The organism is Agrobacterium sp. CCNWLW155 (genome assembly GCF_036888815.1).
Taxonomy (GTDB): Bacteria; Pseudomonadota; Alphaproteobacteria; order Rhizobiales; family Rhizobiaceae; genus Agrobacterium; species Agrobacterium radiobacter.
The window spans coordinates 15,072-37,957 of the sequence record NZ_JBAKFW010000014.1 but is presented as its reverse complement, the minus strand read 5'-3'; the positions used below and the strand labels follow the sequence as shown (position 1 = coordinate 37,957).

Below are 22,886 nucleotides of genomic sequence, written 5' to 3'. Positions count from 1 at the left end.
AGATCGGCTCAGCGGTAGCAGCGAGCGAAACGGTCACGATAGCGGCAGTTGTCATCACGTCGATCCCTCTGGTCCCAGCGATCCCGCCTGTCCCTGTCGCTTCTCTCACTTGCATTGCCGAGCACTGCTCCCCCGGCACCACCGGCAGCAGCACCAACCGCGGCCCCTTCCCATGTGCCGCTGGCAAGGCCGCCAATGATGGCTCCGCTCGCCGCGCCGATCCCGGCGCCTTTCTCCGTCTTGCTGCATGCTGTTAGCGACAGGCAGACCAGCACCCCCGCAATAATCTTTTTCATCTCATACCCTCGGTTCACAGATCGATAGCGAGCGTTTCCGAAAAGCGGATCACGTATTCGCTGCAAACGAATCTGATGGAGGAGGATTACGGGTAGATTACGGGAAGTCGTCGGGTCCGATTAGGCAACTATCGGATATAATCGCGCTGCCAAAAGAACACCGTGATCAGGTGGCGTCGCTGCACTATTGAACTCTTCAGACATCAACACGCTCAACGAGAGAGTTGGACCGTTGCCGCTAACCGACTGGGATATGCCGTTCTTTTGCAATCCGTTGAGAACACGCTGCCAAAATCTCTGGGCAAAAAAGCGATAACTGAAATCTTTGGCCAAAACCCGTTGCAAACCGACATCGTTATGACGCTTCACCAAAAATAAGGTTCGATCTCCATAAGCCGATGCAGGTCGCGATATCCGACGGCAAGCCACGCCGATGCAGTTGCATGACAAGATCGGCCGAGACTATTCGGCGGTCGCGGCGTGTTCGGCGTGCCGCAAGCCGATTTGCGGCCAGGAGACCGATTGTCTGCTTTGATATTAGCTTGATCTGCAAGCTTCACATGGCAACCGTCGCTTCCGTGGAAGTCTCGCGCCCTTTGTGCAGCATCCGGAAGATGCGCTCAGGTGTCACCGGAAGCGTCTCCACGGATACGCCGAGATGAGCCAGTGCGTCGGACACGGCGTTCGCGATTGCCGCCGGCGCGCCGATCGTGCCGCCTTCTCCCATGCCGCGGAAGCCACCGATATTGTTGGGCAGATCGGCCTCGATATGGACGATGCCGATTTCGGGCACGCTGCTCGCCACCGGAACCAGGTAATCAGCGAGGCTGGCCGCCACCGCCTGTCCCTGATCGTCATGGACGATCTCTTCAAGCAAGGCAGCGCCGATACCCTGCGCCACCGCGCCGTGAACCTGCCCGTCGACGATCATCGGGTTGATGATCTTGCCGCAGTCCTCCGCAACCACATAACGAAGGATCTTAACGCCGTAAGTTTCTGAATCGACCTCGACCATGGCCAGATGCGTCGACGAGCAGGCAGTTCCGAGATAGGGGTCATAGGTCTCCGATGCTGTCAGGTCCTCGCGCTGGTCGCGTGGAATGCGTCCCATCTGGGTGTAAACGGCGGAGGCGACCTCTTTCAACGTCATCGACGAATTCGAGTTTCGGCTGCTGACGATGCCGTCGTGAATGTCCAGGTCCTCGACGCTTTGCTCCATCAGATAGGCTGCGGCGCGCAGCACCTTGGCCTTGACAACGCGAGCGGCAAGGGTTGCGGCGCCGCCGCCGAGAACGGCCGAGCGACTGGCATAGGTGCCGCTGGCCATCGGAACAAGAGCGCTGTCGCCGTGCTTGACCTCAATGTCCTCCAGCTTGCAACCAAGTTCGTCAACGATGACCTGCGCCAGCGTCGTCTCCAGCCCTTGACCATGAGACGAAATGCCGAAGGCGGCGGTGATCGCGCCGGTCGCGTCGATCTCGATCTTGGAGGTCTCGGTCCCAGTATTGATCGGCATACCGGGGGCGACCGAAATCCGTGATCCGATGCCGGTGAGTTCCGCATAGCTCGCAAGCCCGATACCAACCCAGCGGCCGGCCTTTCTTGCCTTCTCACGCTCGCGAACGAGCATTGGATAATCGACATGCTTGCAGGCGCCTTCGAGACACTCCTGAAAAGCCGACTTGTCCCAGATGATGCCGGAGGCGGTGCGGTAGGGAAATTCGTCATCCCTCACAAGGTTCTTTCGCCGAAACTCGACCGGGTCCATGCCCAGTTTACGCGCCGCCATCTCGACCAGGCGTTCCATGGCAAAAGTGGAGGAGGGGCGGCCAACGCCGCGGTAGGGGCCAGTGGGCGGCTTCGGGGTCAGCACGCCGCGAATGCGGCCGCGGTAATGCTCCATCCGGTAAGGGCCGGGCAGGAAGCTGACGACCTGCACAGTTTCGAGCGCCGCCGTCCACGGATAGATCGAGTACGCCCCGACATCGCCGATCACGTCTGCCCGAAGGCCGATCAGCATACCGTCCTTTGTGACCGCCAGTTCCGCCTCGATCAGTTCGTCGAACGCCTGGCTGGTGGCGGAAAGATCCTCGAGGCGGTCGCTGATATATTTGACGGGCCGCTTCAGCTTCCGCGCCAGTGCGCAGACGAGAATTTCCTCTCCGTAAAGAGAGCCCTTGCCGCCGAAGCTGCCGCCCACATCCGGCGCGACGACGCGCATCCGGGTTCCGGGAAGATCGAGACAGTCGGAGAGCACGTCGCGGATAACGCCAGGTATGTTGGACGAGGTGTAGAGCGTTAGCGATTGTTTTCGGCTGTCCCACTCGGCGAGATAGGACCGGTTTTCCATGGCGACGGCGGTCTTGCGGGTCATCCGGAACCGGCCCCTGACGGTCACCGCCGCGTCCTTGAAGGCTTCGTCGACATCGCCGCGCTTGAATTCGCGGCGGATGATCGTATTCGTTCCCGCCTCTTCATGCAGGAGCGGCGCGTCGTCCTTGACCGCATCGACCTGTCGGATCGCGAAGGGGAGGGGCTCGTACTCGATGGTGATGTGTTCCAGCGCGTCCTCGGCGGCATAGCGGCTTTCCGCCACCACGGCGACGACCGGTTCGCCGACGAAGCGGACCTTGCCCCGTGCCAGCGGCCAGATCGGCGTGGCGTAATAGCCCGGCATCCGTGAGGTCGGAATGGCAGGTTTTATCTCTCCCTCGATATCGCTTGCATCGTAGATCGCGACGACACCCGGGACGGAGAATGCGTCACCGACATCGATGTTGAGGATTTTCGCATGAGGCTGGTCGGAGCGGCGCAACGCGACATGAAGCATACCGGCAGGCGCCATGTCGTCGACATATTGCCCAACTCCGGTGAGAAGGCGAGGATCCTCCGTGCGCTTGACGCGCTTGCCAACCAGCTTGGGACGAAGCTCGACGGAATGGTCAGAATGTTTCATTCATAGAACTCCCGGCCTTTTCTCAGGCCCTGCCACTGAACGTCGTCATGGCCTGAGATGATCGTGTCGCCGCTGTCGCGCAAGGCCTTGAGCCGCGCGAGCGAGGCAGCCGCCAGATCCATGTTCCAAGTGTTCTTCGGTGCGATGCCGGTGTCGATATTGGCCTGGAGGGGGGCGGCATCCGACGCAAGGACGAAAGCGCCGTCCTTTTCCAGTTCGACGCGCGCCACGCTCATGCCGGTTGTATGCCCGGGCATGGGCATGACGACGATACGGCCGTCGCCGAACACGTCATGGTCTACATCAAACGTCTGGAAGCCTTGGGGCTGATCCCATTCCCTAGGCAGGTAGCCGAGGTTTTCGGCACCCTCGGCCCTAGCTGCCGCGGCCTCAGCTTCGTGGCACAGCATGGTCGCCTTGCGGAAATAGGAATTGCATCCACAATGGTCGGGATGAAGATGGGAGCAAATGACGACGTCGATGTCGTCGGGCTGCAGGCCTATGGCTTCGAGCTGGCGGACGACGGTCTGCTTCGGTGAAAAGATTGGCGTCATGACTTTGCTCAGGCCGCCCCAACGAGCCTGGGCATCGATCGCCGCATCCGGATTGCATCCGCTGTCGAAGAGCACATTGCCCCGGGTATGGCGCATCAGCGTGGCGTGGACGGGCAGTTCGATGGTTTCTTCCTTTGCAGCTCCGGCCACAAAGATCGAGCGGCGCATCCGCAGCCGGCCGCCCTCGAGAAAATACATCTTCATCTCAGTGGTCCTCTTTCACGTGCGAGCTCGCGGACGGCATTGACGATGTGCTCATAGCCCGTGCAGCGACAGATGTTTCCCGACAGCGCTTCCCGGATCTCCTCGTCGCTTTCCAGCGGGTGGTGGCGCAGAAGATCGGTGATCGTCATGATAAAGCCCGGCGTGCAGAAGCCGCATTGCAGCCCGTGATGCTGGCGAAACGCCTCCTGAATGCGCCCGAGCCTGTCGATGCTGCCCTGGCCCTCGATGGTCTCGATCTGCATGCCTTCCGCTTGCACGGCGAGTGTGAGACAGGAACGCGCGCTTCGTCCGTCGAGAATGACCGTGCACGCGCCGCAGACACCGTGCTCGCAGCCGACATGCGTTCCTGTCAGGCCGAGCTCATGGCGCAGGAGATCGCTGAGGAGCATGCGGGGTTCGATTGCCCGCGTGTAGGATAGGCCGTTGACATTAAAAGTGATCTGCTTTTCAGCCATGGCGCCGTATCTCCTTCCCATTGGCGCGGCTCCAAGCTGTGCGCAGTGCGCGCTTCGCCAGTACGCCAGCCAGATGCCTGCGATAATCCGCTGATGCGTGGATATCGGAATTGGGGGTCAGGATGTTTGCCAGTCTCTCTGCCACCGCATCGAGAATGGGTTCGGAAAGGTCGGTGCCCTCGACGATCTCTTCGATTTCGGGCAAGCGCAGCGGGGTTTCGCCCACGCCCATCATGCCAATGCGAACGCCGCTCGCTATTCCATTTTCAATGCGAAACGTTGTCGCGAAGCAGGCAAGCGCAAAGTCGCCATGGCGGCGGGCGAATTCTTCGAAGGCCCAGCCGGCATCCTCAGGCATGGCGTCGATCTCCACCGCCGTGACCAGTTCGTCCTCTTCAAGAGCATTCATCAATGAACTTGTGAAGAAGTCGGCGGCAGGGATGCGGCGCTCGCCTCGCTCTGAGAAGGCGATGATCGTACCGTCGAGAAAGCGGGTCATCAGCGGCATTTCGGCTGCGGGGTCCGCATGGGCGACGCTGCCGCAGAACGTGCCACGGTTGCGCACAGTCATGTGGGCAACGTGATGCATGGCATCGTGAATGATCGGCAGGTGTCGGGCGATGAGCGGATCGGTGGCTGTCATGCGATGACGGACGGTCGCCCCGATCTTCAGCCGGCTGCCGTCGAACTCTATTTTATCCAATCCCGCTATGCGGTTGATGTCAATAAGGATGGAGGGCTTCACCAGTCGGAAGTTGATCATCGGCATCAGGCTCTGCCCGCCGGCGATGATCTTGCCGTCACCGGCCGATGCGGCGAGCGCCGCTGCCGCTTCCTCGACCGTTGCCGGTGCGCTGTAATCGAACTGTGCGGGCTTCATGGTTTCGCCCGTGGCGCCAGCGGGGCCGTCGCTCTTACTGAAGATCGTGCCATAAGTGCTCCTCCGGCATCATCTCCCACAATGATGCTTGTCGCAAAATTGACTTGCATTATTAGACTTAAAAGGAGAATGTCAAGCAGGCAGATCGCGTGGAGCGGAGCGTTTCCGTTCCAATGACAGGTGAGGAGAGTTATCCATGGAAATGTCTGGCCAACAATTGATCCCGGCGACTAAGGAAGAAGTCTGGGCCGCGCTCAACGATCCTGATGTGCTCAAGGTCTGTATTCCTGGCTGCCAAGTACTGACGAAATCATCGGATACAGAAATGGCAGCCGTCGCGGTCATGAAGGTCGGGCCGGTCAAGGCACGGTTCCAGGGGGCTGTAACTCTGTCGGATCTGGATCCTCCGAATGGCTACAAGATAGCTGGAGAAGGGCAAGGCGGCGTTGCTGGCTTTGCCAAGGGGATTGCTGTCGTCAAACTTTCTGCGACGGATGGCGGGACTGTGCTCGACTATACGGTGGATGCGCAGATCGGCGGAAAGCTTTCGCAGCTCGGTGGCCGGTTGATCGACGTGACCGCAAAGCAGATGGCGGGCCAATTCTTCAAGCGATTTGCCGAGGAAATTCAGGCGCGGCAGAACCCGCAGGAAGCAACCGGGTCGGTTCAGCCGGCGGACTCGGGGCCTGCGCCGGTACAAGCAAAGGCAGGCTCGCTGCAGCGGGAGGCGCCGACAATAGCACTGGCCCAGCCTTTCGCGAAGGCCGGGGCGCCTGCTGGTTCCAGCGTTTCTTTGCCGGTGCTTGCGCTGGTGGTTTTTGCTTCCGTCCTCGTAGCCCTGTGGGCGGTCTATGGCGGGCTGTTGCCGAGCCTTGCGCCGGCTACCGATGTGCCCTCGCGCATCTCGCCCGACCTTGCGAGCATCGCGCAGTTGATCATGGCGGCTGCCATTGGCTACCTGTTCGGAGCGCGCGGCAACAATCAATGACAGGGACAGGCTAAGAATGTGGGCGGCGCGCCCGCCGCTCAAGCTGACTTGCAAAACAAGACTTAACGCGTCTCTGCAAGGTGCCAACTATGAACGGGCGCAGTCGAGAAAGTGGTGTCGGCGACCGGGAGCAATCAGCGGCGCCGAACCTGCAAACTAAACCAGGGTGCGCATGTCGATAACGAAGCGATATCGAACCTCTTTATTGACAACGCGGTTCATGGCTTCGTTGACTTGGCTGATCGGGATCATCTCGATATCAGCCTGGATGTTTCGCTCAGCGCAATAGTTGATAACCTGCTGTGTTTCGGCGGTACCACCGATCATCGAACTGTTGATACTTCTGCGACCAAGCATCAACAGGACATTGTTGACCGGCTGGGTGAAGGAACCGATAAGGCCGACGTTGATCATAGTGCCATCGACTTTCAGCAGCCCGAGGAAAAGGTTGGGGTCGAAGGGATAGGGTAGTGTCGTCAGAATGCTGTCAAAACGCGTTGCTAACGGCTTGAGAGCGTCGGCATCCGACCAGACGACAACATCGGTGGCACCCATAGCCATGGCATCGTCACGCTTGGCAGGAGTCGTGGTCAAAACGATGACGTCTGCCCCTCGCGAGACGGCGAGCTTGAGGGCTATGTGCCCGAGCCCTCCCAGGCCGACGATGGCAACCTTGCTACCTTCGCCGATGCTCCAATGTTGCATCGGAGAAAAGGTCGTAATCCCGGCACACAGGAGAGGTGCTGCGCGCGCAAGATCCAGAGACGTCGGAATGCTGATGACGAAGTTTTCCTTCACCACGATTTTGTTGGCGTATCCGCCCAGAAAGTTTATCCGCGCGCCCGGCTGAAACCGTAAGTCTGGACGTTGCCGGCCGTGCAGAATTGTTCCAAGCCTGACATGCAGAATTCGCAGGTTCCGCAGGAATCCACCATGCACCCGACACCAACCGCATCTCCAACCTTGAATCTGGTGACTGCACTGCCGATGGCCGAGACTCTGCCGACTATTTCATGGCCAGGCATGAGTGGAAATACCGCGTTGCCGAAGTCATTTCTGGCGGCATGGACGTCGGTATGGCAGATACCGCAATACAGTATGTCGATCAGTACGTCGTCGCGACCAAGGGTACGGCGGTTGAAGCTATATCGCTCAAGCGGCCGCTCGCCGGCGGTGACGGCGTAACCTAGAGCCGGTATCTCGGTTACGCCGTCCTGGGCGATCGCCGACCCGCTGAGGGCGGGACCAACCCCCAGCATCGTCGTGCCGAGCCCCATCTGGATCAACGTTTCCCGTCTGGTTAAAAGGCTTGGCGTGTCGGATACGTGTGGACCAGTTCCGCTGGCACAATGCTCGCACATGTCACCTTCTCCTTTTACCCGGCGACCAAAAACGGATGCTCGGGTGCTACTGCAACGCGAGCGGCGCCCGTTCGGTTTAGTGAACTTTCGTCAGTCCGAGAGGAGGTCCTCACGTCTCGCCTTGATCATCGGGCCAAGTGGACCGGCTTGGGGCGCATCGAGGTTGGCTATCGGAAGGCGGTCAGTCGAAGCGGGGCGCCGGAAGCGGATATAATCGGCCCGCGCAATGAGATCCGCGTGCTGCTCGACCGTTCCGTCGACGTTATAGTTCGGTGAACGCGCGATCGAAGTCCAGTCAGAGTAAGCTGTCAGCCCGACATTCAATGTTTGCGGCAGATCAGGACGGATCATCTGGTCCAGGACCGTCCAGTCCTGCACGCCTTCGGGGCGATGGAGTAGTGTGAAGAGTTCGCCCGTGCGGGCAATGCGCAATTCGACCCAACCCTCGTGCGCCTGCAAAATTTTCAGAACGGAGCGCGAGTTGATCGTCGTCTTGATCTCGTAGTGTGGTTCTCCGGCCGGCTCTGCCGTTCCGACCGAGAAGAAGAGCCAGTTCTCCTTCCCCGGCGTCCAGCTCGAAGCGGCCGGAAGATCACGAGGAGCGCGGATGAACAGGCCCGCCAGCGAGAAGTCGGTCTTTGGATAGGCACTTTTGGTGCCTTCCGCTTTCACGCGGGTGGAGACAATGAAATCACCTGTGACCGTGCGATAGAGATGACCGGCATGATTGTCGTCGAACCAACCCGACGAACGGGGTTGCAGAACCAGATGGCCGTTTTCGATTCGCGGCCGCTGCCACTTGGGAGCCCATCCGTTGACGTTATGCTCGGACCAGTCCGACAGGACTTGCTGGTTTTCAAACTCGGTCGAGAATTCGGCCACGGGTTCGCTTCCCGTTGCGCGTGCGTCACCGGCTGCCGGAGCAGCGGTTGCCAGTGCAGCGATAACGGCGGCCGTACGCGGAGACGGAATTTGAGGCATGATCAGGTTCCTTTCGGCGCGTTGTTGCTCTGCTGATTGAAAGAGCGCCTGGAAACTGATACTCAAGCTAAAAATAAGATATTTCCATAATGAAAATGACGGAAAATATTACGGACCGTACACGAATGGATGCCCTTTCCGATATTCTCTCCGTGCTGGATGTGGAGGGAATGCTATCGGCTCGGATAGAGGCGTCCGGGGAATGGTCCTTCGAATTTCCGTTGGAGGGCTTCATTAAGTTCGGTGCCGTCACTGGAAGCGAATGCTGGATCCAGTGCGCCGATAGCACCGAGCCGACGCATTTGTGTTCGGGCGACTTCTATCTGCTGTTTGGAGCGGCCTCCTATCGTATCTCCACAGATCCGGATCTCGACGCGATCGATGGTATGAGCATGGTCGAACAGTGCCTTGGCGATGATGGCGTTATCCGATACGGAGACGGCTCAAATCCGGCAGTCCTGATCGGGGCGCGCTTCGATGTCGATCCCGATAGTCGCCAGACATTGCAAAAACTCTTGCCGTCGATAATCCATGTTCCGCACGATTGTCCCGGCATAGGCGCTCTAAAATCGGTTCTGGGGCTCATCGGGGAAGAGACGAACTCCGCTTTGCTTGGCAGTGCCGTCGTCAGCAGCAGCCTGTCGCGCATTGCGCTTGTCAACGTATTGCGTTCGGCCAGCCATCGCGACGCCCTGCTGGACGGCGGATGGCTGAAAGCCATCTCCGATCCGAAAATCGGCGTCACGCTCTCCTTGATCCATAACGATGTAAACAGAAGCTGGACGTTGGCGACACTTGCAGCCGCAGCCGGCATGTCGCGAACCAGTTTCTCCCAGCGTTTCAAGAGCTATGTGGATATGACACCGATGGAATATTTCATGTTCTGGCGCATGGAACAGGCCAAAAATGCGTTGAAGAAGACCGAAAGAAATCTATCGTCGATAGCAATCGACATCGGTTATGAATCTGAAAGTGCTTTCAGCAGTGCATTCAAGCGTGCAGTGGGGCTAAGCCCGCGCGAGTACCGCCAGCGCAATCAACCGTAAATCCTTAGGATCCTGGCCGGTTTGCGAGCAAGGATAAATCAAAGCTGCGGTGTTGGGCTTTTCATCACAAGACTTTGGCCTAGATGAACGCCTAGATCATTTGGCCGTCCCTGCAAACTTAGCTGACGCTAAACGAATCTCCGCTTCAAATGCCGTTGGTCTCCAAACCGTGACCTGGCCCTCTCGGCTATCGGTTCATCGAGCTTCGCAATGGACCCTTCCGGTTCCCAGCAAAACGGCCGAAGCAAGTGCTTCGGCCGCTTCATGTTCGCTTGCGCCGAAAGACTTCCTATTCGCTCTTGCGTCGCTCGAGGAGAAGCTTCAGTTCGCCGAACGCGCCCCGTCTGAACATCATCACGCAGACCACGAAGAACAGGCCGATGATAAAGGTGATGGGCAGCCCACTGGTCGACAGGAAATGCTCGAGTCCGACGACAATGGTGGCTCCGACAATCGGTCCGATGAGCGTCCCCATGCCCCCAAGAAGGGTCATCAGAATGACCTCCCCGGACATATGCCATGTTACGTCGACCAGTGAGGCGAGTTGGAAGGAAATCGCCTTCAGTGACCCGGCAAAACCCGAGAGTGCTGCTGAGAGCGTGAACGCGATCAGCTTGTAACGTTCGGGCTTCAGGCCGAGAGAGATGACACGCGTTTCGTTTTCGCGAATAGCGGACAGCGTATGTCCGAAAGGCGAGTTGACCGCGCGCCAGATGATGACGAGACCGATGACCGTGCCGCCGAGCACGGTGTAGTACATTGCAGTGATATTCCTGAGGTCGATCATGCCGAGCAGGTAGCCGCGGGGCACAGCCTGGATGCCGTCCTCACCGCCCGTGAAGGGCATCTGGACCGCCATGAAATAGACCATCTGAGCAAGCGCCAGCGTAATCATGGCGAAGTAGATGCCGTGACGGCGGATGGCGAGCGCTCCAAAGGCCAGCCCCAGCAAGGTCGCAAACAGCGTCCCCGCCAATACCGACAGTTCGAATGGCCATTGCCACACCTTCGCCGCCTGAGCCGCGATGTAGGCACCGCCCCCGAAGAAGGCGGCGTGTCCGAAGGATAGTAGACCCGCGTAGCCGAGCACAAGGTTGAAGGCCGCGGCGAACAACACGAAGCAGAGGATCTTGATGAGGAAGAGCGGATAGACTGCCAGCGGCGCGATCAGCATGGTAGCCACAACGGCGAGCAGCAGGATGCGTTCGATCAATTGACTATGACCTGAGATGGCAGCCGCGTTGGAAAGGGTTACGCTTTTCATGTCATGCCTCCCGGCTGAACAGGCCCGCTGGCCGGATGAGGATCACGAGCACCATCACGACGAAGACCGCGATCGAAGAGGCTGCCGGATAGAATGTCTTGGTGAGGCCTTCGATGACACCAAGACCGAGCGCCGTAACGACCGCACCGCCGATCGACCCCATGCCGCCGATCACGACGACCGCGAAGACGGTGATGATGATGCTCGAGCCCATGCCGGGACTGACCTGATAGAGAGGTGCCGCGAGTGCGCCGGCAAAGCCGGCGAGCCCGACGCAGAAAGCATAAGTCAGCGTCAGCATGAGCGGCACGTTGATACCAAAAGCCTGGACCAACGACGGGTTTTCGGTCGCTGCCCGCAGATAGGCGCCCAGCTTGGTCTTCTCGATCGCCATCCAGGTGAGCAGGCAGATAATGAGCGAGATCACGATCACCCATGCGCGGTACATCGGAAGAAACATGAAGCCGAGATTGATCCCCCCCGTCAGCGCCGAGGGAACCGGATAGGGTTTTCCCGCTGCGCCAAAGACGTGTCGGAACAGCCCTTCCAGCATCAGTGCAATGCCGAATGTCAGGAGGAGACTGTAGAGATGGTCCATGCGATAAAGCCGTTTCAGAAACAGCTTTTCAACCACAACGCCGGCGAACCCGACCAGTATGGGGGCCGCGACGAGCGTTCCCCAATACCCAAGACCAAGTGTCGACAGCAGGTACCAGGCGACGAAGCCGCCCAGCATGTAGAAGGCGCCATGTGCGAAATTGATGACGTTAAGCATGCCGAAGATGATCGCCAGCCCGAGGCTGAGCAGAGCGTAGAATGAGCCGTTGATCAGTCCGAGCAGCAATTGGCCGAGGAGAACGGGTATCGGTACCCCGAGAAAATCTGTCATCTGATTTTGACCTGTTGAAGTGTGCTCATGGCAATCAAACCCCCAGATACCGGTTCAGCCGGTCCATGTTGGCGTCGAGCGCATCATTGTATATTTCGTCGACGACCTTCCCTTGGTCGAGGACGAAGTGCCGGTCGGCGACGGAGGCCGCAAAGCGCAGGTTCTGTTCGACGAGAATGATGGTCATGCCGCGATCCTTGAGAATGCGGAGTGCGGCCCCGATCTCTTCGACGATGACGGGGGCGATGCCTTCGGTCGGCTCATCAAGCAGGATGAAATCGGCGCCGGTGCGCAGGATGCGCCCGATCGCCAGCATCTGCTGTTCGCCGCCGGAAAGGCGCGTGCCGGGCGTGGTGTCGCGGCCCTTGAGATTCGGGAAGAGGCTGTAGATTTCCTCCACGCTCATCCCGCCCGATTGCCAGGCCGGGGGAAACATCAGATTTTCGATGACGTTCAGCGTCGAAAAAATGCCGCGTTCCTCGGGAACGTAGCCGATCCCGAGCCGGGCAACCTTGTGCGCCGGTGTCCGCAAGAGATCGACGCCTTTGTAGGTGCTGCTGCCGGCCCGCTTGCTGACGACGCCGATCAGGCTGCGCAGGGTCGTGGTCTTGCCGGCGCCGTTGCGGCCGATCAGGGTGACAACCTCGCCCTTCCTGACGTTGAATTCCACGCCGTGAAGCACGTGGCTTTCGCCATACCAGGCCTGAAGATTGCTGACATTTAAAACTGTTTCAGCCATGGGCTCCTCCCATATAAGCCTTGCGAACCTCGCTGTTCGTAGAGACTTCGGCATAGGTGCCTTCGGCAATCACCTCCCCGCGGCGCAGCACCGTGATCGTGTCGGAAAGATCCGCAACGACGCCAAGATTGTGCTCGACCATCAACACCGTGCGACCCGTGCCAACGCGGCGGATCAGCGCCGCCGTCCTGCCGATGTCTTCCGTGCCCATGCCGGCCATTGGCTCGTCGAGTAGCAGCACGTCCGGTTCGAGCGCCAGCGTCGTCGCCAGTTCCAGCGCACGCTTGCGTCCGTACGAAAGCTCGCTGGCCTTTGTCTGGGCCTTTTCCGCAAGGCCGACGCTGTCAAGGAGCGCCAGGGCTTCCTCGTCGAAGCGCTTCAGACACTGGTTGGACTTCCAGAAGGAAAAGGTTTCTCGCTCACGGGCCTGCAGCGCCACTCGCACGTTTTCATGTGCGCTGAGGTGCGTAAAGACCGACGAGATCTGGAAGGACCGGACGAGGCCAAGCCGAGCGATGTCGGCAGGCGCCATCTGTGTAATGTCGCGGCCCTTGAAAAATATCTGACCGGAACTCGGTGACAGGAACTTTGTCAGCAGATTGAACAGCGTGCTCTTGCCGGCGCCGTTAGGGCCGATCAGGGCATGGATTGTTCCCGGCCTAATCTGGATGTCGACATTGTTGACGGCGATGAAGCCGCCAAACGAGCGCGTCAAGTTGCGCGCCTCGATGATGGGTACGTTCTCCGGCACGAGTCCTCCCTACCGGCTCGATTTTCTCCTCCGGTGGCGTCGGACGATGATCGCCACGTGCCTCTCCTCACAAAAGGCAGTTTCAGAAAAACACACAAAGTCTAATAACGCAAGCTTGCATGACGGCAAAAACTCTGCTTATCTTTTTCCGGCATCTTGGTGCAGCGCATTATAACGTTGGCTCACAACCAGCCGTAAGTATGATAGCGCAAGTTTAACGTCGGCGCTTGAGGAGGAGCTTCGGTGCCGCATCTGGGAGGATGGATTGATGAAGCATCTGCGAATTTTGCTGTCTTGTACGGCCGCTTTCACCGCTATGGGGATGAGTGCCCAAGCCCAGGATTCGGGGCCGATCCGGATTGGCGTCCTGACCGATGTCAGCGGTCAGTTCTCGCATGAGGCGGGCGAGGGGGCGATCGCTGCGGTGAAGATGGCTGTTGAGGATTTCGGCGGCAAAGTCCTCGACCGTCCGCTGGAAGTGGTCGTGGCCGACCACCAGAACAAGCCGGAAGTTGCCGTCTCCACCGCGCGTGAGTGGTACGAGTCGCAGGGCGTCACGATGATCAACAACCTGATCAATTCCGGGATCGCGCTGGCTGTCACACAGGTTGCCAAGGACGAGGACAAGATCGCGATCGTCAACGGCTCCGGTTCGTCACGCTTGACGAACGACGGCTGCACGCCAAACAGCATCCATTACTCGTACGATACCTATGCGCTGGCAAATGGTACCGCCAACGAACTGATCCGGGAAGGCAAGAAGAACTGGTACTTCCTGACCGCCGACTATGCCTTCGGCCATGCGCTGGAAGCGGATGCGAGCCAGATCGTCAAAACGAACGGTGGCACTGTTTCCGGCGCTGTCCGCTACCCCATCGAGACCTCCGACCACAGCGCCTTCATGCTGCAGGCGCAGGCTTCGCCCGCCGATGTCGTTGCGTTGGCAGGGTCGGGAACGACCTTCGTCAACGCGGTAAAATCCGCCGCCGAGTTCGGTCTCGCGTCATCGGGCAAAACCGTTGCGGGGCTGCTCGTATGGGATACAGACGTCCATTCGCTCGGGCTTGAAACCGCGCAGGGCATGATCCTGACCAACGCCTTCTACTGGGATCGCGACGAAGAGACCCGGGCATTCGCCAAAAAGTTCGAGGCGCGGGTGGGGCGTCCGCCGCATATGGGCGACGCGGGCGACTACTCCTCGACCATGCACTACCTGCAGGCTGTGAAGGCCGCCGGCACGACTGACACGAAGCAGGTGATGGCGAAGATGAAAGATACGCCCGTCAATGACTTCTTCGCCAAAGGCGGCAAAATTCGCGAGGACGGTCGCATGGTGCATGACATGTACGTCTATCAGGTCAAGACGCCCGCTGAATCGAAGGGCGAATGGGACCTTCTGAAGCTTGTCACCACCATTCCAGGCGACCAGGCCTTCCGTCCTCTCTCCGAAAGCCAGTGCCCGCTGGTTAAGAAGTGATCCAAACAAGCGCCCGGCTCTCCCGCGCCGGGCGCACCCTAAACGCTGAACGCGGTCGCGGTCGGCAGGAAGAGACGAGCAGGCATGACTGACATTAAGGTTGAGAAAACGGATGGCGTCGCCATCGTTACACTGAACAGGCCCAACCAGCGCAATGCCGTGACCTATGCGATGTGGTGCGAGCTTGCCGAGCGGTTTCGCGGGTTCGACTCGGATCCGGATGTCCACGCCATTCTGCTGACCGGGGCCGGCGCGGACTTCTCCGCCGGCGCCGACATCAGCGAGTTCGATGCGGTAAGGGGCGGGGCAGAGGAAAGCACCCGTTACGAGGTCGCCGTCGACGCTGCGGGCGATGCGATCTACGACGTCTCGAAGCCGACCATCGCGGTGCTGCGCGGCTATTGCCTAGGTGGCGCCGCACATTTGGCCATGTCATGCGACTTCCGGATTGCGGAAGAAAGCGCCGTGTTCGGCATTCCAGCGGCCCGGTTGTCGATCGTCTATGGCGTCTCTGCGACACGCAAGCTGTTCTCGCTCGTTGGTGTCACGGACGCGAAACGAATTCTCTATTCGGCTAACCGTTTTACCGCCGGTCAGGCGCTTGGCAACGGCTTCATCGACGAGCTGGCGGATGATGCCACGGCGGCAGCCTTGGAGCGCGCCAATGCGATGGTCGCGAATGCACCTCTGACGATCAAAGGCGCGAAGTTTATCCTCAATGGCTGCGCCCGGGGTGATCTCGACCGCACCGACGCTGAAAGGCTGATCGACCAGGCGAGTTCCAGCGAGGACTACGCCGAAGGACGCAAAGCCTTCGCCGAAAAGCGGCCGCCACGATTTACGGGCCGCTGACGGCCAGGTTTCAACCAACCCTCAATCCGCTGCACAGGCAGCATCCCATCCCAAGGAGACATTCAATGGAAACCAATCTTAAGGGCAAGGTAGCGCTCGTCACGGGTGGCGGCCGCGATGTCGGCGGCGATATCGCACGAGCTCTTGCGGCCGAAGGCGCCATCGTTGCGGTAAACTACGCCCGGTCGAAAGACGAAGCCCAAGCGGTGGTGCAATCAATCGAGGCAGGCGGCGGCACGGCGAAGGCGTATCAGGCCGATATCAGCGATAATGCTCAGGTCAAGACGATGGTCGCCGCGATCAAATCGGACTTCGGAACGGTTGATATTCTCGTCAATAATGCCGGTTACGTCAAATACCAGCGCTTTGTGGATTCGACGCCGGACGAATGGAAAAAGCAGATCGATGTGTGCCTCTATGGCGCGATCAATTGCTGCCACGAGGTGGCACCGTTGATGATCGCCCAGAACTCGGGCAGGATCATCAATCTCGTTGGTGACAGCTCCCGCATTGGCGAAGCCAACCTTGCACTTGCCGCAGCTGCGCGTGGTGGCACGATCGCGCTCGGCAAGTCGCTCGCTCGCGAATTCGGCCGCAACAACATTACCGTCAATACGGTCTCACTCGGCCTTATCGAGACCTCCCACTCCGATCCAGAATTCCTGGAGAAGAACCGGGAGAAGATCGTCAAGGCCTATCCGCTGCGCCGCATCGGCAAGCCGGATGACGTGGCGCCCATGGTGACGTTCCTTGCCGCTGGCACATCGTCCTGGGTGACGGGGCAGGTGATCAGTGTCAACGGCGGCTTTTGCATGGTCTAACCGGAGGATTGGGAGGATCCAACATGATACACTTCGATCTGATCGCGCCCGTCGGAGAGATCCTTCGACGGAATACGCGCCTGTACCCGGAAAAAATGGCCTTCGAAGATCGGAGGCGGGCGGTTACCTATCCTGAACTCGACAAGGAGACGGAGGCTCTTGCGTCGCATATTGTTACGTCGGGATTCCGAAAGGGGGAGGCTGTCGCGATCTTCCTGCCGAACTCGGTCAACTGGGTGGTCGCCTGCCTTGCCGTTGTGCGCGCCGGTGGTATCGCCGTCCCAGTCAGCATCGAATCCACCGAAGCCGAGCTTGCCTATCGCATCACTGATGCCGGATGCACGGTGATCGTTAGCCTCGCCGAAAAGCGGTCGATGGTGGACGCGGTGCTGTCGCGCCTCGATCGCCCTGTCACAGTGGTCGAGGTGGATCCCGCCTCGGGATTTGAAACGGTGACGCATATGCGACCAGCCGGTTTCGAAGACGATTCGGATATCGATCGAGCCGCCTACATTGTCTATACGTCGGGAACGACCGGCCAGCCGAAGGGCGTGCTTCTTTCGACACGATCGATGCTTTGGGTCACCGCCGCCTGCTGGGCGCCGATTGCGGGCATGAACGAGAACGATGTCGTCCTCAACACGCTGCCCCTCTATCATTCCTACGCGCTGAACATTGCAGTGCTGTCGATCATCGCGACCGGCGCCAGCGAATATATCATGGAGAAATTCTCCACGACGCAGGCAACAGAACTCCTCCGCACAGGCCACTTCACGTTCATGCCCGGCGTGCCGACCGTCTTCCACTATTTTCTCTCCGCCTGCCAGGCGAGCGGAGAGAAACTGCTGTCATCGGTGCGCCTCTGCGTATCGGCCGGCGCCATCCTGCCCGGCACGCTGAACAGCGACTTCGAGCAGTTTTTCGGCGTTTCCCTGCTCGACGGTTACGGGATTACCGAGACGTCGACCATGGTGACCATGAACTGGCCCGGTCGCTGGCGTTTGCCCGGTTCCTGCGGTCTGCCTGTCCCAGGGCTGGCGGTCCGGCTCATCGATCCGAAGACCGGCCTCGACGTTCCGGCCGGTATGGAGGGCGAACTGATCTGCAAGGGGCCGAACCTGATGCATGGTTATCACAACAAGCCGCAGGAGACGCAGAAAGCGATTGTCGACGGCTGGTACCGCACCGGTGATCTCGCCAGGTCCGACCCCAACGGTTTCATGACGATCACGGGCCGCCTGAAGGAATTGATCATTCGAGGTGGGCAAAATATCGCGCCGGCCGAGGTGGAGGAAACGATCCTGCTCGACCATGCGGTGATGGATTGCGCCGTCATCGGCATGCCGCACACGATGCTGGGCGAGGTTCCGGTCGCCTGCGTCGTTCTCAGGGACGCCGATGCCTTCGACCAGGCGGCGCTTCTCAGTCACTGCAAGGAGCGGCTGTCCGCCTACAAGGTACCCGACCGCATCTATGTCGTCCAGGAGATACCCCGAACGGGATCGGGCAAGATCCTACGCGTGAAGCTGCGCGAGAGCCTGCCCGCCTGAAGGACATGACTAAGGAGAATTGCAATGAACCCGTTCATCTTCAACACGACCGCGCAGATCGTTTTCCGGCCAGGCGCTGCAGCTAAGATCGGCGATATCGTCGAGGCGAAGCTCGGACAGCGCATCCTCTTCGTGACCGATCCGGGGTTGCGGAAACTCGGACTGTGCGATTCGGCGCTCGCCTCGCTTGCCACCTCGGGGATCGAGGCAACCGTATTCGACAGCGTCGAGGCCGATCCGTCGCTTGCCACCGTGATGGCGGCGGTGGCTGCGGCCAAGACGACAGGCGCGACCGGGATCATAGGCTTCGGTGGCGGGTCGTCTCTCGATGTCGCCAAGGTCGTGGCACTACTCTGCGGCTCTGGTGAAGATATCGACGGAGCGTGGGGCGTCGGCAATGCCAAGGGCCCCCGCTTGCCGCTCGTGCTCGTGCCGACTACCGCCGGAACCGGGTCGGAAGTCACTTCCGTCTCGATCATCACCGTCGGCGGCGACGAGAAGCGCGGCGTGTCGTCGCCGATCATCCTGCCCGATATCGCCATTCTCGACGCGGACCTGACCGTCGGCCTTCCCGCCCATATCACCGCGGCCACCGGTATCGACGCCATGGTGCACGCGATCGAAGCCTACGCGTCGAAAAGCGCGAACAACAACCCACTTTCGAAGATGCTGGCGAGGCAGGCACTCCAGCTTCTGGGTGCGAACATCGAGAAAGCTGTTTTCGATGGAAAGGACCTCAACGCCCGCGGCGCCATGCTTCTCGGATCGATGCTGGCTGGCCAGGCTTTTGCCAACTCTCCGGTTGCTGCCGTCCACGCGCTAGCTTACCCGATCGGCGGCACGTTCCATATCCCGCATGGCCTGTCCAACGCCCTCGTTTTGCCCCATGTCCTGCGGTTCAACGCCCCGGACGCGGCTTCCGTCTACGCTGAAATCGCGGCGGATGCGTTTCCGGAGCTTGCCGCGGAGCAGGGGGCACAGGGACGCTGCGCCGCCTTCATCGAGAAGCTTGCCGGTCTGTCCGCAAAACTCGGCCTCCAGCCAAGACTTCGTGATGTCGGCATCGGTGAAGAGCATCTGGCAGGCATGGCGAGCGACGCGATGAAGCAGACGCGCCTCCTCGTGAACAATCCGCGTGAAGTGAACGAAGCGGACGCGTTGTCGATCTACAGGGCGGCCTGGTAATGGCGGAACGTGCAACCCCGTCGAGCCGCGCTGTCTACAAGGTTTTCCGGGAGATCGGTCTGCGATGGTCGGACAACGACACCTATGGTCACATGAACAATGTCGTGCATTACAGCCTGTTCGACACGGCGGTGAACGCCTACCTGATCGAGCATGATGTGCTCGACATCAAGGGCGGTGCAGAAGTGTTTCTGGTGGTTGAAACGGGCTGCCGCTACCATGCCGAAATGTCCTTTCCGGATCGCGTGACAGCGGGGATCCGTGTTGCGAGGCTTGGCAGTTCCTCTGTGCGTTACGAAATCGGCCTGTTCCGCAATGACGAGGACGTGGCTGCTGCCGAAGGCTTCTTCATTCACGTAAACGTTGATCGGCTATCGCGTCGGCCCATTCCTTTTGGCGCGAAGGCAAGACGGCTGCTGGAGCCGCTTGTCATTCAAGCCTGATTAGAAAAGACAAGGAAACACCCATGGCAGTTCTCACTCTCAAGGATCGGTCGCTCCTGCGCGACAAGTGCTTCATCGGCGGCGAATGGCGTGATGGGGACGATAACCGGGTTATTGACGTGACCAACCCTGCTACCGGCTCCGTCGTCGCGACGGTCCCGCGGATGGGTGCCAATGAAACGCGCCGGGCGATTGAAAGCGCCCAGGAGGCGCTGGCGGGATGGAAGGCGCTTTCTGGAAAGCAGCGTGCGGCCATCCTGCGGAAATGGTTTGATCTCCTGATCGAGAACCAGGACGATCTGGCCGCCATCATGACAGCGGAACAGGGCAAGCCGCTTGCCGAAGCCAAAGGAGAGATCGCCTATGCGGCGTCCTATATCGAATGGTTCGGCGAAGAGGCGAAACGCGTTTATGGCGACACGATCCCCGCGCCCACGTCCGACAAACGGATCGTCGTCATCAAGCAGCCGATCGGCGTATGCGCCGCAATCACGCCGTGGAATTTTCCGGCCGCGATGATCACCCGGAAGGTCGGGCCGGCACTGGCCGCGGGCTGCACCACGGTCATAAAGCCTGCCAGCCAGACACCGCTGTCGGCGCTGGCTCTTTGCGTATTGGCGGAGCGCGCCGGCGTGCCGAAGGGCGTGCTTTCCTGCGTGACAGGTTCGGCGAGCGAGATCGGCGGAGAACTGACATCCAACCCGATCGTACGCAAGCTCAGCTTCACGGGCTCGACGGAAATCGGCAAGGTCCTGATGGCGCAATGCGCGCAGACGGTGAAGCGGACGTCGATGGAGCTTGGTGGCAACGCGCCGTTTATCGTCTTCGATGATGCCGACGTCGAGGCGGCGGTCAAAGGTGCTATCGCCTCAAAATACCGAAATGCGGGTCAGACCTGCGTTTGCGCCAACCGTTTTCTTGTCCAGTCCGGGATCCACGACGCTTTCGTCAAGCGACTGGCCGAAGTTGTGTCCGCTCTCAAGGTCGGGAACGGTTTTGATGCAGACGTCCAGATCGGTCCTCTGATCGATGACAAGGCCGTTGCGAAAGTCGAGGAACTGGTATCGGACGCCGTCAGCCATGGGGGACACATCCTGACAGGCGGTCACCGGCACGCCCTCGGTCACAGCTTCTTCGAGCCGACCGTCGTTGCCAACGCGTCCCCCGATGCCCAGATTTTCGCTGAAGAAATCTTCGGGCCCGTTGCACCAGTCTTCCGTTTCAACACAGAGGACGAAGCGATCCGGCTTGCCAACAACACGCAGTTCGGGCTGGCAGCCTATTTTTACGGCCGCGACATCGCGCGTGTTTGGCGGGTCGCCGAGGCGCTCGAATACGGCATTGTCGGCATCAACGAGGGTCTTATCTCGACTGAAGTCGCGCCTTTCGGCGGCGTAAAGGAAAGCGGCAATGGCCGCGAGGGATCGAAATACGGCATGGATGATTACCTCGAGATCAAATATATGTGCATGGGGATTTCGTGATGGTCAATCTCGTCTTCATCGGACCACCCGGAGCCGGGAAAGGAACGCAGGCTGAGCGTCTCGTGCGGGATTACGGGCTCATGCATATCTCTACCGGCGACCTGTTGCGGGAGGCGATCAAGGCAGAAACGTTGCTCGGCCGCGAGGCAAAGGCGGCCGTCGACAGTGGGACACTCGTCCCGGATGAGGTTGTGATCGGCCTCGTTGAGGAACGTCTGTCCGATAAAAAGCCGGAACAGGGCTTTATCCTGGACGGTTTTCCGAGAACGGTCGCGCAGGCCGAGGCGCTCGAGCGTTTACTCGATCGTTTGAGCAGCCCGCTCGATCACGTTATTATCTTCGATATCCCGATCGACTTTCTGGAAGAGCGGATTGCGAAGAGAGCCGAGCAATCGCAAGCCGCCGGCACCCCAACGCGCTCTGATGACAATGTGAATGTGTTAAAGAAAAGAGTTGAAGAGTTTGCTCGCGCGACGGCAGCGCTAACGCCGTTCTACGATCATCGCCGGTTGCTCCGTCGTATTGACGCTGCGGCCGGTGTTGACGAGGTCGCCGCTGAAATCAGCAGTTTATTGAGACGGTGATTGAGGTCAGGTCCGGAACTTCTGACCTGTATCAACGGGAGGTTACGAATGAACCTGCATGATTTTGGTGAGGACGAAGTGGTTTTGCCGACGGTTGGGCTCGCGACAGACGAACCGGGCGAAATCCTCCGTTACGCGTACGACTCTTTTCTTGCGGGCATTCCCGTTGCCTTGGTGACTCTGGTTGAGGTTCGTGGCGGTGCGGCGCGCGCGATCGGAGCTCAGATGGCGGTGCGAAGAGATGGCTGCTACTGCGGCTTTGTCTCCGGTGGTTGTACTGAGGCGGCCGTGGCCGCGGAAGCTATAGAGGCCATGCGCAAGGGGCGTGATCGCTTCCTGCGGCTTGGAGAAGGTTCGGCATTCTTCGATATCGTGCTTCCATGCGGCGGAGGGATCAGCCTTTCGATTCACATCCTCAAAAATGCAGATCCGCTGGGCGAGGTCTTGTCACGTCTGGCCTCCCGACGCCCCGCCACTCTTCGGTATACCCCGGGATTGGAATCAATGGAGTTCGGCGGAGAGCGTAGTCGGAGCCAAGCTGGGTGGTTCGACGGAACGTTTACCACACATTATCAGCCACGCATTCGCGTTCTCCTGTGTGGCCGATCCGTCGAGTTGACGACCGCCGGCGCGGTGGCGAGGGCGGCTGGCTATGAGGCCGACCTGATCGACCCAGGCGTTGGCAGTAGTGCGTTCGCTTCGAAGATTGACCAGTTTTCCGCTGTCGCGTTGTTGTTCCACGACCTCGACCGGGAATTGCCATGGCTTCAGGCCGCGTTGCGCTCAAACCCGTTCTATATAGGGGCTCTCGGGAGCAGACGAACCCACCAGAAACGGAGTGCTTTGCTTCGCAAGCATGGCTTTAAAGATGCGGATATTGCGAGGATCAAGGCACCGATTGGCATCTTCGACAAGGCGCGGGACGCTTCGTCGATAGCGCTTTCCGTTGTCGCCGATATCGCAGCGGCCAAAACTCTCGCTGCTCAACAGGCGTCTGCTCTTGGATAGATCGTCGTCACGTCAACCCCGGCCCTGCGAGGTTCCAGCGTGTGTCGGAAGCAACGTGTTTCGTCGAAATGGGCAGCCTTGAGGACATGCGGCAGAT

Annotated in this window: 23 protein-coding genes; 11 read left to right on the top strand and 12 right to left on the bottom strand. The window is 59.6% G+C overall.

Annotated features, from left to right (window positions below):
• Positions 1 to 8: 8 nt before the first annotated feature.
• The 5 genes from V6S97_RS25440 to V6S97_RS25420 all read right to left on the bottom strand — a co-directional run bounded on the left by V6S97_RS25440 (position 9) and on the right by V6S97_RS25420 (position 5,366).
• Entirely contained in the window at positions 9 to 296 is a 288-nt protein-coding gene (locus tag V6S97_RS25440) for a YMGG-like glycine zipper-containing protein (RefSeq protein ID WP_334427969.1), read from the bottom strand.
• Between the two features lie 556 nt (positions 297 to 852).
• The gene (locus V6S97_RS25435; RefSeq protein WP_334427967.1) at positions 853 to 3,252 is read right to left on the bottom strand and encodes a xanthine dehydrogenase family protein molybdopterin-binding subunit; all 2,400 of its coding nucleotides are present in this window, start codon (positions 3,250 to 3,252) and stop codon (positions 853 to 855) included.
• Positions 3,249 to 4,010 carry an N-acyl homoserine lactonase family protein gene (locus V6S97_RS25430; protein ID WP_334427966.1) on the bottom strand — a complete coding sequence of 254 codons (762 nt, stop codon included), beginning with the start codon at positions 4,008 to 4,010 and terminating at the stop codon, positions 3,249 to 3,251. Before V6S97_RS25430 ends, V6S97_RS25435 begins: the two co-directional genes overlap by 4 nt.
• The gene (locus tag V6S97_RS25425) at positions 4,007 to 4,486 is read right to left on the bottom strand and encodes a (2Fe-2S)-binding protein (protein ID WP_334427965.1); all 480 of its coding nucleotides are present in this window, start codon (positions 4,484 to 4,486) and stop codon (positions 4,007 to 4,009) included. Before V6S97_RS25425 ends, V6S97_RS25430 begins: the two co-directional genes overlap by 4 nt.
• Positions 4,479 to 5,366 (bottom strand): FAD binding domain-containing protein, encoded by an 888-nt coding sequence (locus V6S97_RS25420; RefSeq protein ID WP_334427964.1) that lies wholly within the window; start codon positions 5,364 to 5,366, stop codon positions 4,479 to 4,481. Before V6S97_RS25420 ends, V6S97_RS25425 begins: the two co-directional genes overlap by 8 nt.
• Before the next feature lie 196 nt (positions 5,367 to 5,562).
• Between V6S97_RS25420 and V6S97_RS25415 the strand changes: the two genes are divergently transcribed.
• Positions 5,563 to 6,354 (top strand): SRPBCC family protein, encoded by a 792-nt coding sequence (locus tag V6S97_RS25415; RefSeq protein WP_334427963.1) that lies wholly within the window; start codon positions 5,563 to 5,565, stop codon positions 6,352 to 6,354.
• Between the two features lie 156 nt (positions 6,355 to 6,510).
• Here V6S97_RS25415 and V6S97_RS25410 read toward each other — a convergent pair whose 3' ends face one another.
• The 3 genes from V6S97_RS25410 to V6S97_RS25400 all read right to left on the bottom strand — a co-directional run bounded on the left by V6S97_RS25410 (position 6,511) and on the right by V6S97_RS25400 (position 8,597).
• A complete protein-coding gene (locus tag V6S97_RS25410) occupies positions 6,511 to 7,155 on the bottom strand; it encodes a zinc-binding dehydrogenase (protein WP_334427962.1) in 645 nt (214 codons plus the stop codon).
• 29 nt (positions 7,156 to 7,184) lie between these two features.
• Positions 7,185 to 7,715 carry an alcohol dehydrogenase catalytic domain-containing protein gene (locus V6S97_RS25405; RefSeq protein WP_334427960.1) on the bottom strand — a complete coding sequence of 177 codons (531 nt, stop codon included), beginning with the start codon at positions 7,713 to 7,715 and terminating at the stop codon, positions 7,185 to 7,187.
• A 90-nt stretch (positions 7,716 to 7,805) separates the two neighbouring features.
• Positions 7,806 to 8,597, bottom strand: coding sequence for a hypothetical protein (locus tag V6S97_RS25400; protein WP_334427959.1), 792 nt, complete (start codon positions 8,595 to 8,597; stop codon positions 7,806 to 7,808).
• 188 nt (positions 8,598 to 8,785) lie between these two features.
• Between V6S97_RS25400 and V6S97_RS25395 the strand changes: the two genes are divergently transcribed.
• Complete coding sequence (locus tag V6S97_RS25395; RefSeq protein ID WP_334427958.1) at positions 8,786 to 9,742, top strand: AraC family transcriptional regulator; 957 nt, start codon at positions 8,786 to 8,788, stop codon at positions 9,740 to 9,742.
• Between the two features lie 289 nt (positions 9,743 to 10,031).
• Here V6S97_RS25395 and V6S97_RS25390 read toward each other — a convergent pair whose 3' ends face one another.
• The 4 genes from V6S97_RS25390 to V6S97_RS25375 are packed head-to-tail and all read right to left on the bottom strand — an operon-like array spanning position 10,032 to position 13,385.
• Positions 10,032 to 11,006, bottom strand: a complete 975-nt coding sequence (locus V6S97_RS25390; RefSeq protein ID WP_334427957.1) for a branched-chain amino acid ABC transporter permease — start codon at positions 11,004 to 11,006, stop codon at positions 10,032 to 10,034.
• A 1-nt stretch (position 11,007) separates the two neighbouring features.
• The gene (locus tag V6S97_RS25385) at positions 11,008 to 11,895 is read right to left on the bottom strand and encodes a branched-chain amino acid ABC transporter permease (protein WP_334427956.1); all 888 of its coding nucleotides are present in this window, start codon (positions 11,893 to 11,895) and stop codon (positions 11,008 to 11,010) included.
• A gap of 34 nt (positions 11,896 to 11,929) precedes the next feature.
• Positions 11,930 to 12,634, bottom strand: a complete 705-nt coding sequence (locus V6S97_RS25380) for an ABC transporter ATP-binding protein (RefSeq protein WP_334427955.1) — start codon at positions 12,632 to 12,634, stop codon at positions 11,930 to 11,932.
• Positions 12,627 to 13,385 (bottom strand): ABC transporter ATP-binding protein, encoded by a 759-nt coding sequence (locus tag V6S97_RS25375; protein WP_334427954.1) that lies wholly within the window; start codon positions 13,383 to 13,385, stop codon positions 12,627 to 12,629. The genes V6S97_RS25380 and V6S97_RS25375 overlap by 8 nt, the downstream gene beginning before the upstream one ends.
• Positions 13,386 to 13,653: 268 nt before the next feature.
• On the opposite strand from V6S97_RS25375, the gene V6S97_RS25370 reads away from it, so the two are divergent.
• The 9 genes from V6S97_RS25370 (at position 13,654) to V6S97_RS25330 (ending at position 22,789) form a co-directional block, all read left to right on the top strand.
• On the top strand, positions 13,654 to 14,862 hold the full coding sequence (locus tag V6S97_RS25370) for an ABC transporter substrate-binding protein (protein ID WP_334427997.1): 1,209 nt from the start codon (positions 13,654 to 13,656) through the stop codon (positions 14,860 to 14,862).
• Positions 14,863 to 14,946: 84 nt separating this feature from the next.
• Complete coding sequence (locus tag V6S97_RS25365) at positions 14,947 to 15,714, top strand: enoyl-CoA hydratase-related protein (RefSeq protein ID WP_334427953.1); 768 nt, start codon at positions 14,947 to 14,949, stop codon at positions 15,712 to 15,714.
• Positions 15,715 to 15,779: 65 nt separating this feature from the next.
• Complete coding sequence (locus V6S97_RS25360; protein WP_334427952.1) at positions 15,780 to 16,535, top strand: SDR family NAD(P)-dependent oxidoreductase; 756 nt, start codon at positions 15,780 to 15,782, stop codon at positions 16,533 to 16,535.
• A gap of 23 nt (positions 16,536 to 16,558) precedes the next feature.
• Positions 16,559 to 18,085, top strand: coding sequence for a class I adenylate-forming enzyme family protein (locus tag V6S97_RS25355; RefSeq protein WP_334427951.1), 1,527 nt, complete (start codon positions 16,559 to 16,561; stop codon positions 18,083 to 18,085).
• Between the two features lie 24 nt (positions 18,086 to 18,109).
• Positions 18,110 to 19,270, top strand: a complete 1,161-nt coding sequence (locus V6S97_RS25350; RefSeq protein ID WP_334427950.1) for an iron-containing alcohol dehydrogenase — start codon at positions 18,110 to 18,112, stop codon at positions 19,268 to 19,270.
• The gene (locus tag V6S97_RS25345) at positions 19,270 to 19,713 is read left to right on the top strand and encodes an acyl-CoA thioesterase (protein WP_334427948.1); all 444 of its coding nucleotides are present in this window, start codon (positions 19,270 to 19,272) and stop codon (positions 19,711 to 19,713) included. The genes V6S97_RS25350 and V6S97_RS25345 overlap by 1 nt, the downstream gene beginning before the upstream one ends.
• 23 nt (positions 19,714 to 19,736) lie before the next feature.
• Positions 19,737 to 21,197 carry an NAD-dependent succinate-semialdehyde dehydrogenase gene (locus tag V6S97_RS25340; RefSeq protein ID WP_334427947.1) on the top strand — a complete coding sequence of 487 codons (1,461 nt, stop codon included), beginning with the start codon at positions 19,737 to 19,739 and terminating at the stop codon, positions 21,195 to 21,197.
• A complete protein-coding gene (locus V6S97_RS25335; RefSeq protein WP_334427946.1) occupies positions 21,197 to 21,781 on the top strand; it encodes an adenylate kinase in 585 nt (194 codons plus the stop codon). Before V6S97_RS25340 ends, V6S97_RS25335 begins: the two co-directional genes overlap by 1 nt.
• A 48-nt stretch (positions 21,782 to 21,829) precedes the next feature.
• Positions 21,830 to 22,789 (top strand): XdhC family protein, encoded by a 960-nt coding sequence (locus V6S97_RS25330; RefSeq protein ID WP_334427945.1) that lies wholly within the window; start codon positions 21,830 to 21,832, stop codon positions 22,787 to 22,789.
• The last annotated feature ends 97 nt before the right edge of the window (positions 22,790 to 22,886 follow it).

Excerpts from the sequence above, each read along its gene's own strand:
- V6S97_RS25440 (WP_334427969.1), bottom strand. The coding sequence starts at position 296 with ATGAAAAAGATTATTGCGGGGGTGCTGGTCTGCCTGTCGCTAACAGCA.
- V6S97_RS25435 (WP_334427967.1), bottom strand. The coding sequence starts at position 3,252 with ATGAAACATTCTGACCATTCCGTCGAGCTTCGTCCCAAGCTGGTTGGC.
- V6S97_RS25430 (WP_334427966.1), bottom strand. The coding sequence starts at position 4,010 with ATGAAGATGTATTTTCTCGAGGGCGGCCGGCTGCGGATGCGCCGCTCG.
- V6S97_RS25425 (WP_334427965.1), bottom strand. The coding sequence starts at position 4,486 with ATGGCTGAAAAGCAGATCACTTTTAATGTCAACGGCCTATCCTACACG.
- V6S97_RS25420 (WP_334427964.1), bottom strand. The coding sequence starts at position 5,366 with ATGAAGCCCGCACAGTTCGATTACAGCGCACCGGCAACGGTCGAGGAA.
- V6S97_RS25415 (WP_334427963.1), top strand. The coding sequence starts at position 5,563 with ATGGAAATGTCTGGCCAACAATTGATCCCGGCGACTAAGGAAGAAGTC.
- V6S97_RS25405 (WP_334427960.1), bottom strand. The coding sequence starts at position 7,715 with ATGTGCGAGCATTGTGCCAGCGGAACTGGTCCACACGTATCCGACACG.
- V6S97_RS25395 (WP_334427958.1), top strand. The coding sequence starts at position 8,786 with ATGAAAATGACGGAAAATATTACGGACCGTACACGAATGGATGCCCTT.
- V6S97_RS25390 (WP_334427957.1), bottom strand. The coding sequence starts at position 11,006 with ATGAAAAGCGTAACCCTTTCCAACGCGGCTGCCATCTCAGGTCATAGT.
- V6S97_RS25385 (WP_334427956.1), bottom strand. The coding sequence starts at position 11,895 with ATGACAGATTTTCTCGGGGTACCGATACCCGTTCTCCTCGGCCAATTG.
- V6S97_RS25380 (WP_334427955.1), bottom strand. The coding sequence starts at position 12,634 with ATGGCTGAAACAGTTTTAAATGTCAGCAATCTTCAGGCCTGGTATGGC.
- V6S97_RS25370 (WP_334427997.1), top strand. The coding sequence starts at position 13,654 with ATGAAGCATCTGCGAATTTTGCTGTCTTGTACGGCCGCTTTCACCGCT.
- V6S97_RS25365 (WP_334427953.1), top strand. The coding sequence starts at position 14,947 with ATGACTGACATTAAGGTTGAGAAAACGGATGGCGTCGCCATCGTTACA.
- V6S97_RS25360 (WP_334427952.1), top strand. The coding sequence starts at position 15,780 with ATGGAAACCAATCTTAAGGGCAAGGTAGCGCTCGTCACGGGTGGCGGC.
- V6S97_RS25355 (WP_334427951.1), top strand. The coding sequence starts at position 16,559 with ATGATACACTTCGATCTGATCGCGCCCGTCGGAGAGATCCTTCGACGG.
- V6S97_RS25350 (WP_334427950.1), top strand. The coding sequence starts at position 18,110 with ATGAACCCGTTCATCTTCAACACGACCGCGCAGATCGTTTTCCGGCCA.
- V6S97_RS25345 (WP_334427948.1), top strand. The coding sequence starts at position 19,270 with ATGGCGGAACGTGCAACCCCGTCGAGCCGCGCTGTCTACAAGGTTTTC.
- V6S97_RS25340 (WP_334427947.1), top strand. The coding sequence starts at position 19,737 with ATGGCAGTTCTCACTCTCAAGGATCGGTCGCTCCTGCGCGACAAGTGC.
- V6S97_RS25335 (WP_334427946.1), top strand. The coding sequence starts at position 21,197 with ATGGTCAATCTCGTCTTCATCGGACCACCCGGAGCCGGGAAAGGAACG.
- V6S97_RS25330 (WP_334427945.1), top strand. The coding sequence starts at position 21,830 with ATGAACCTGCATGATTTTGGTGAGGACGAAGTGGTTTTGCCGACGGTT.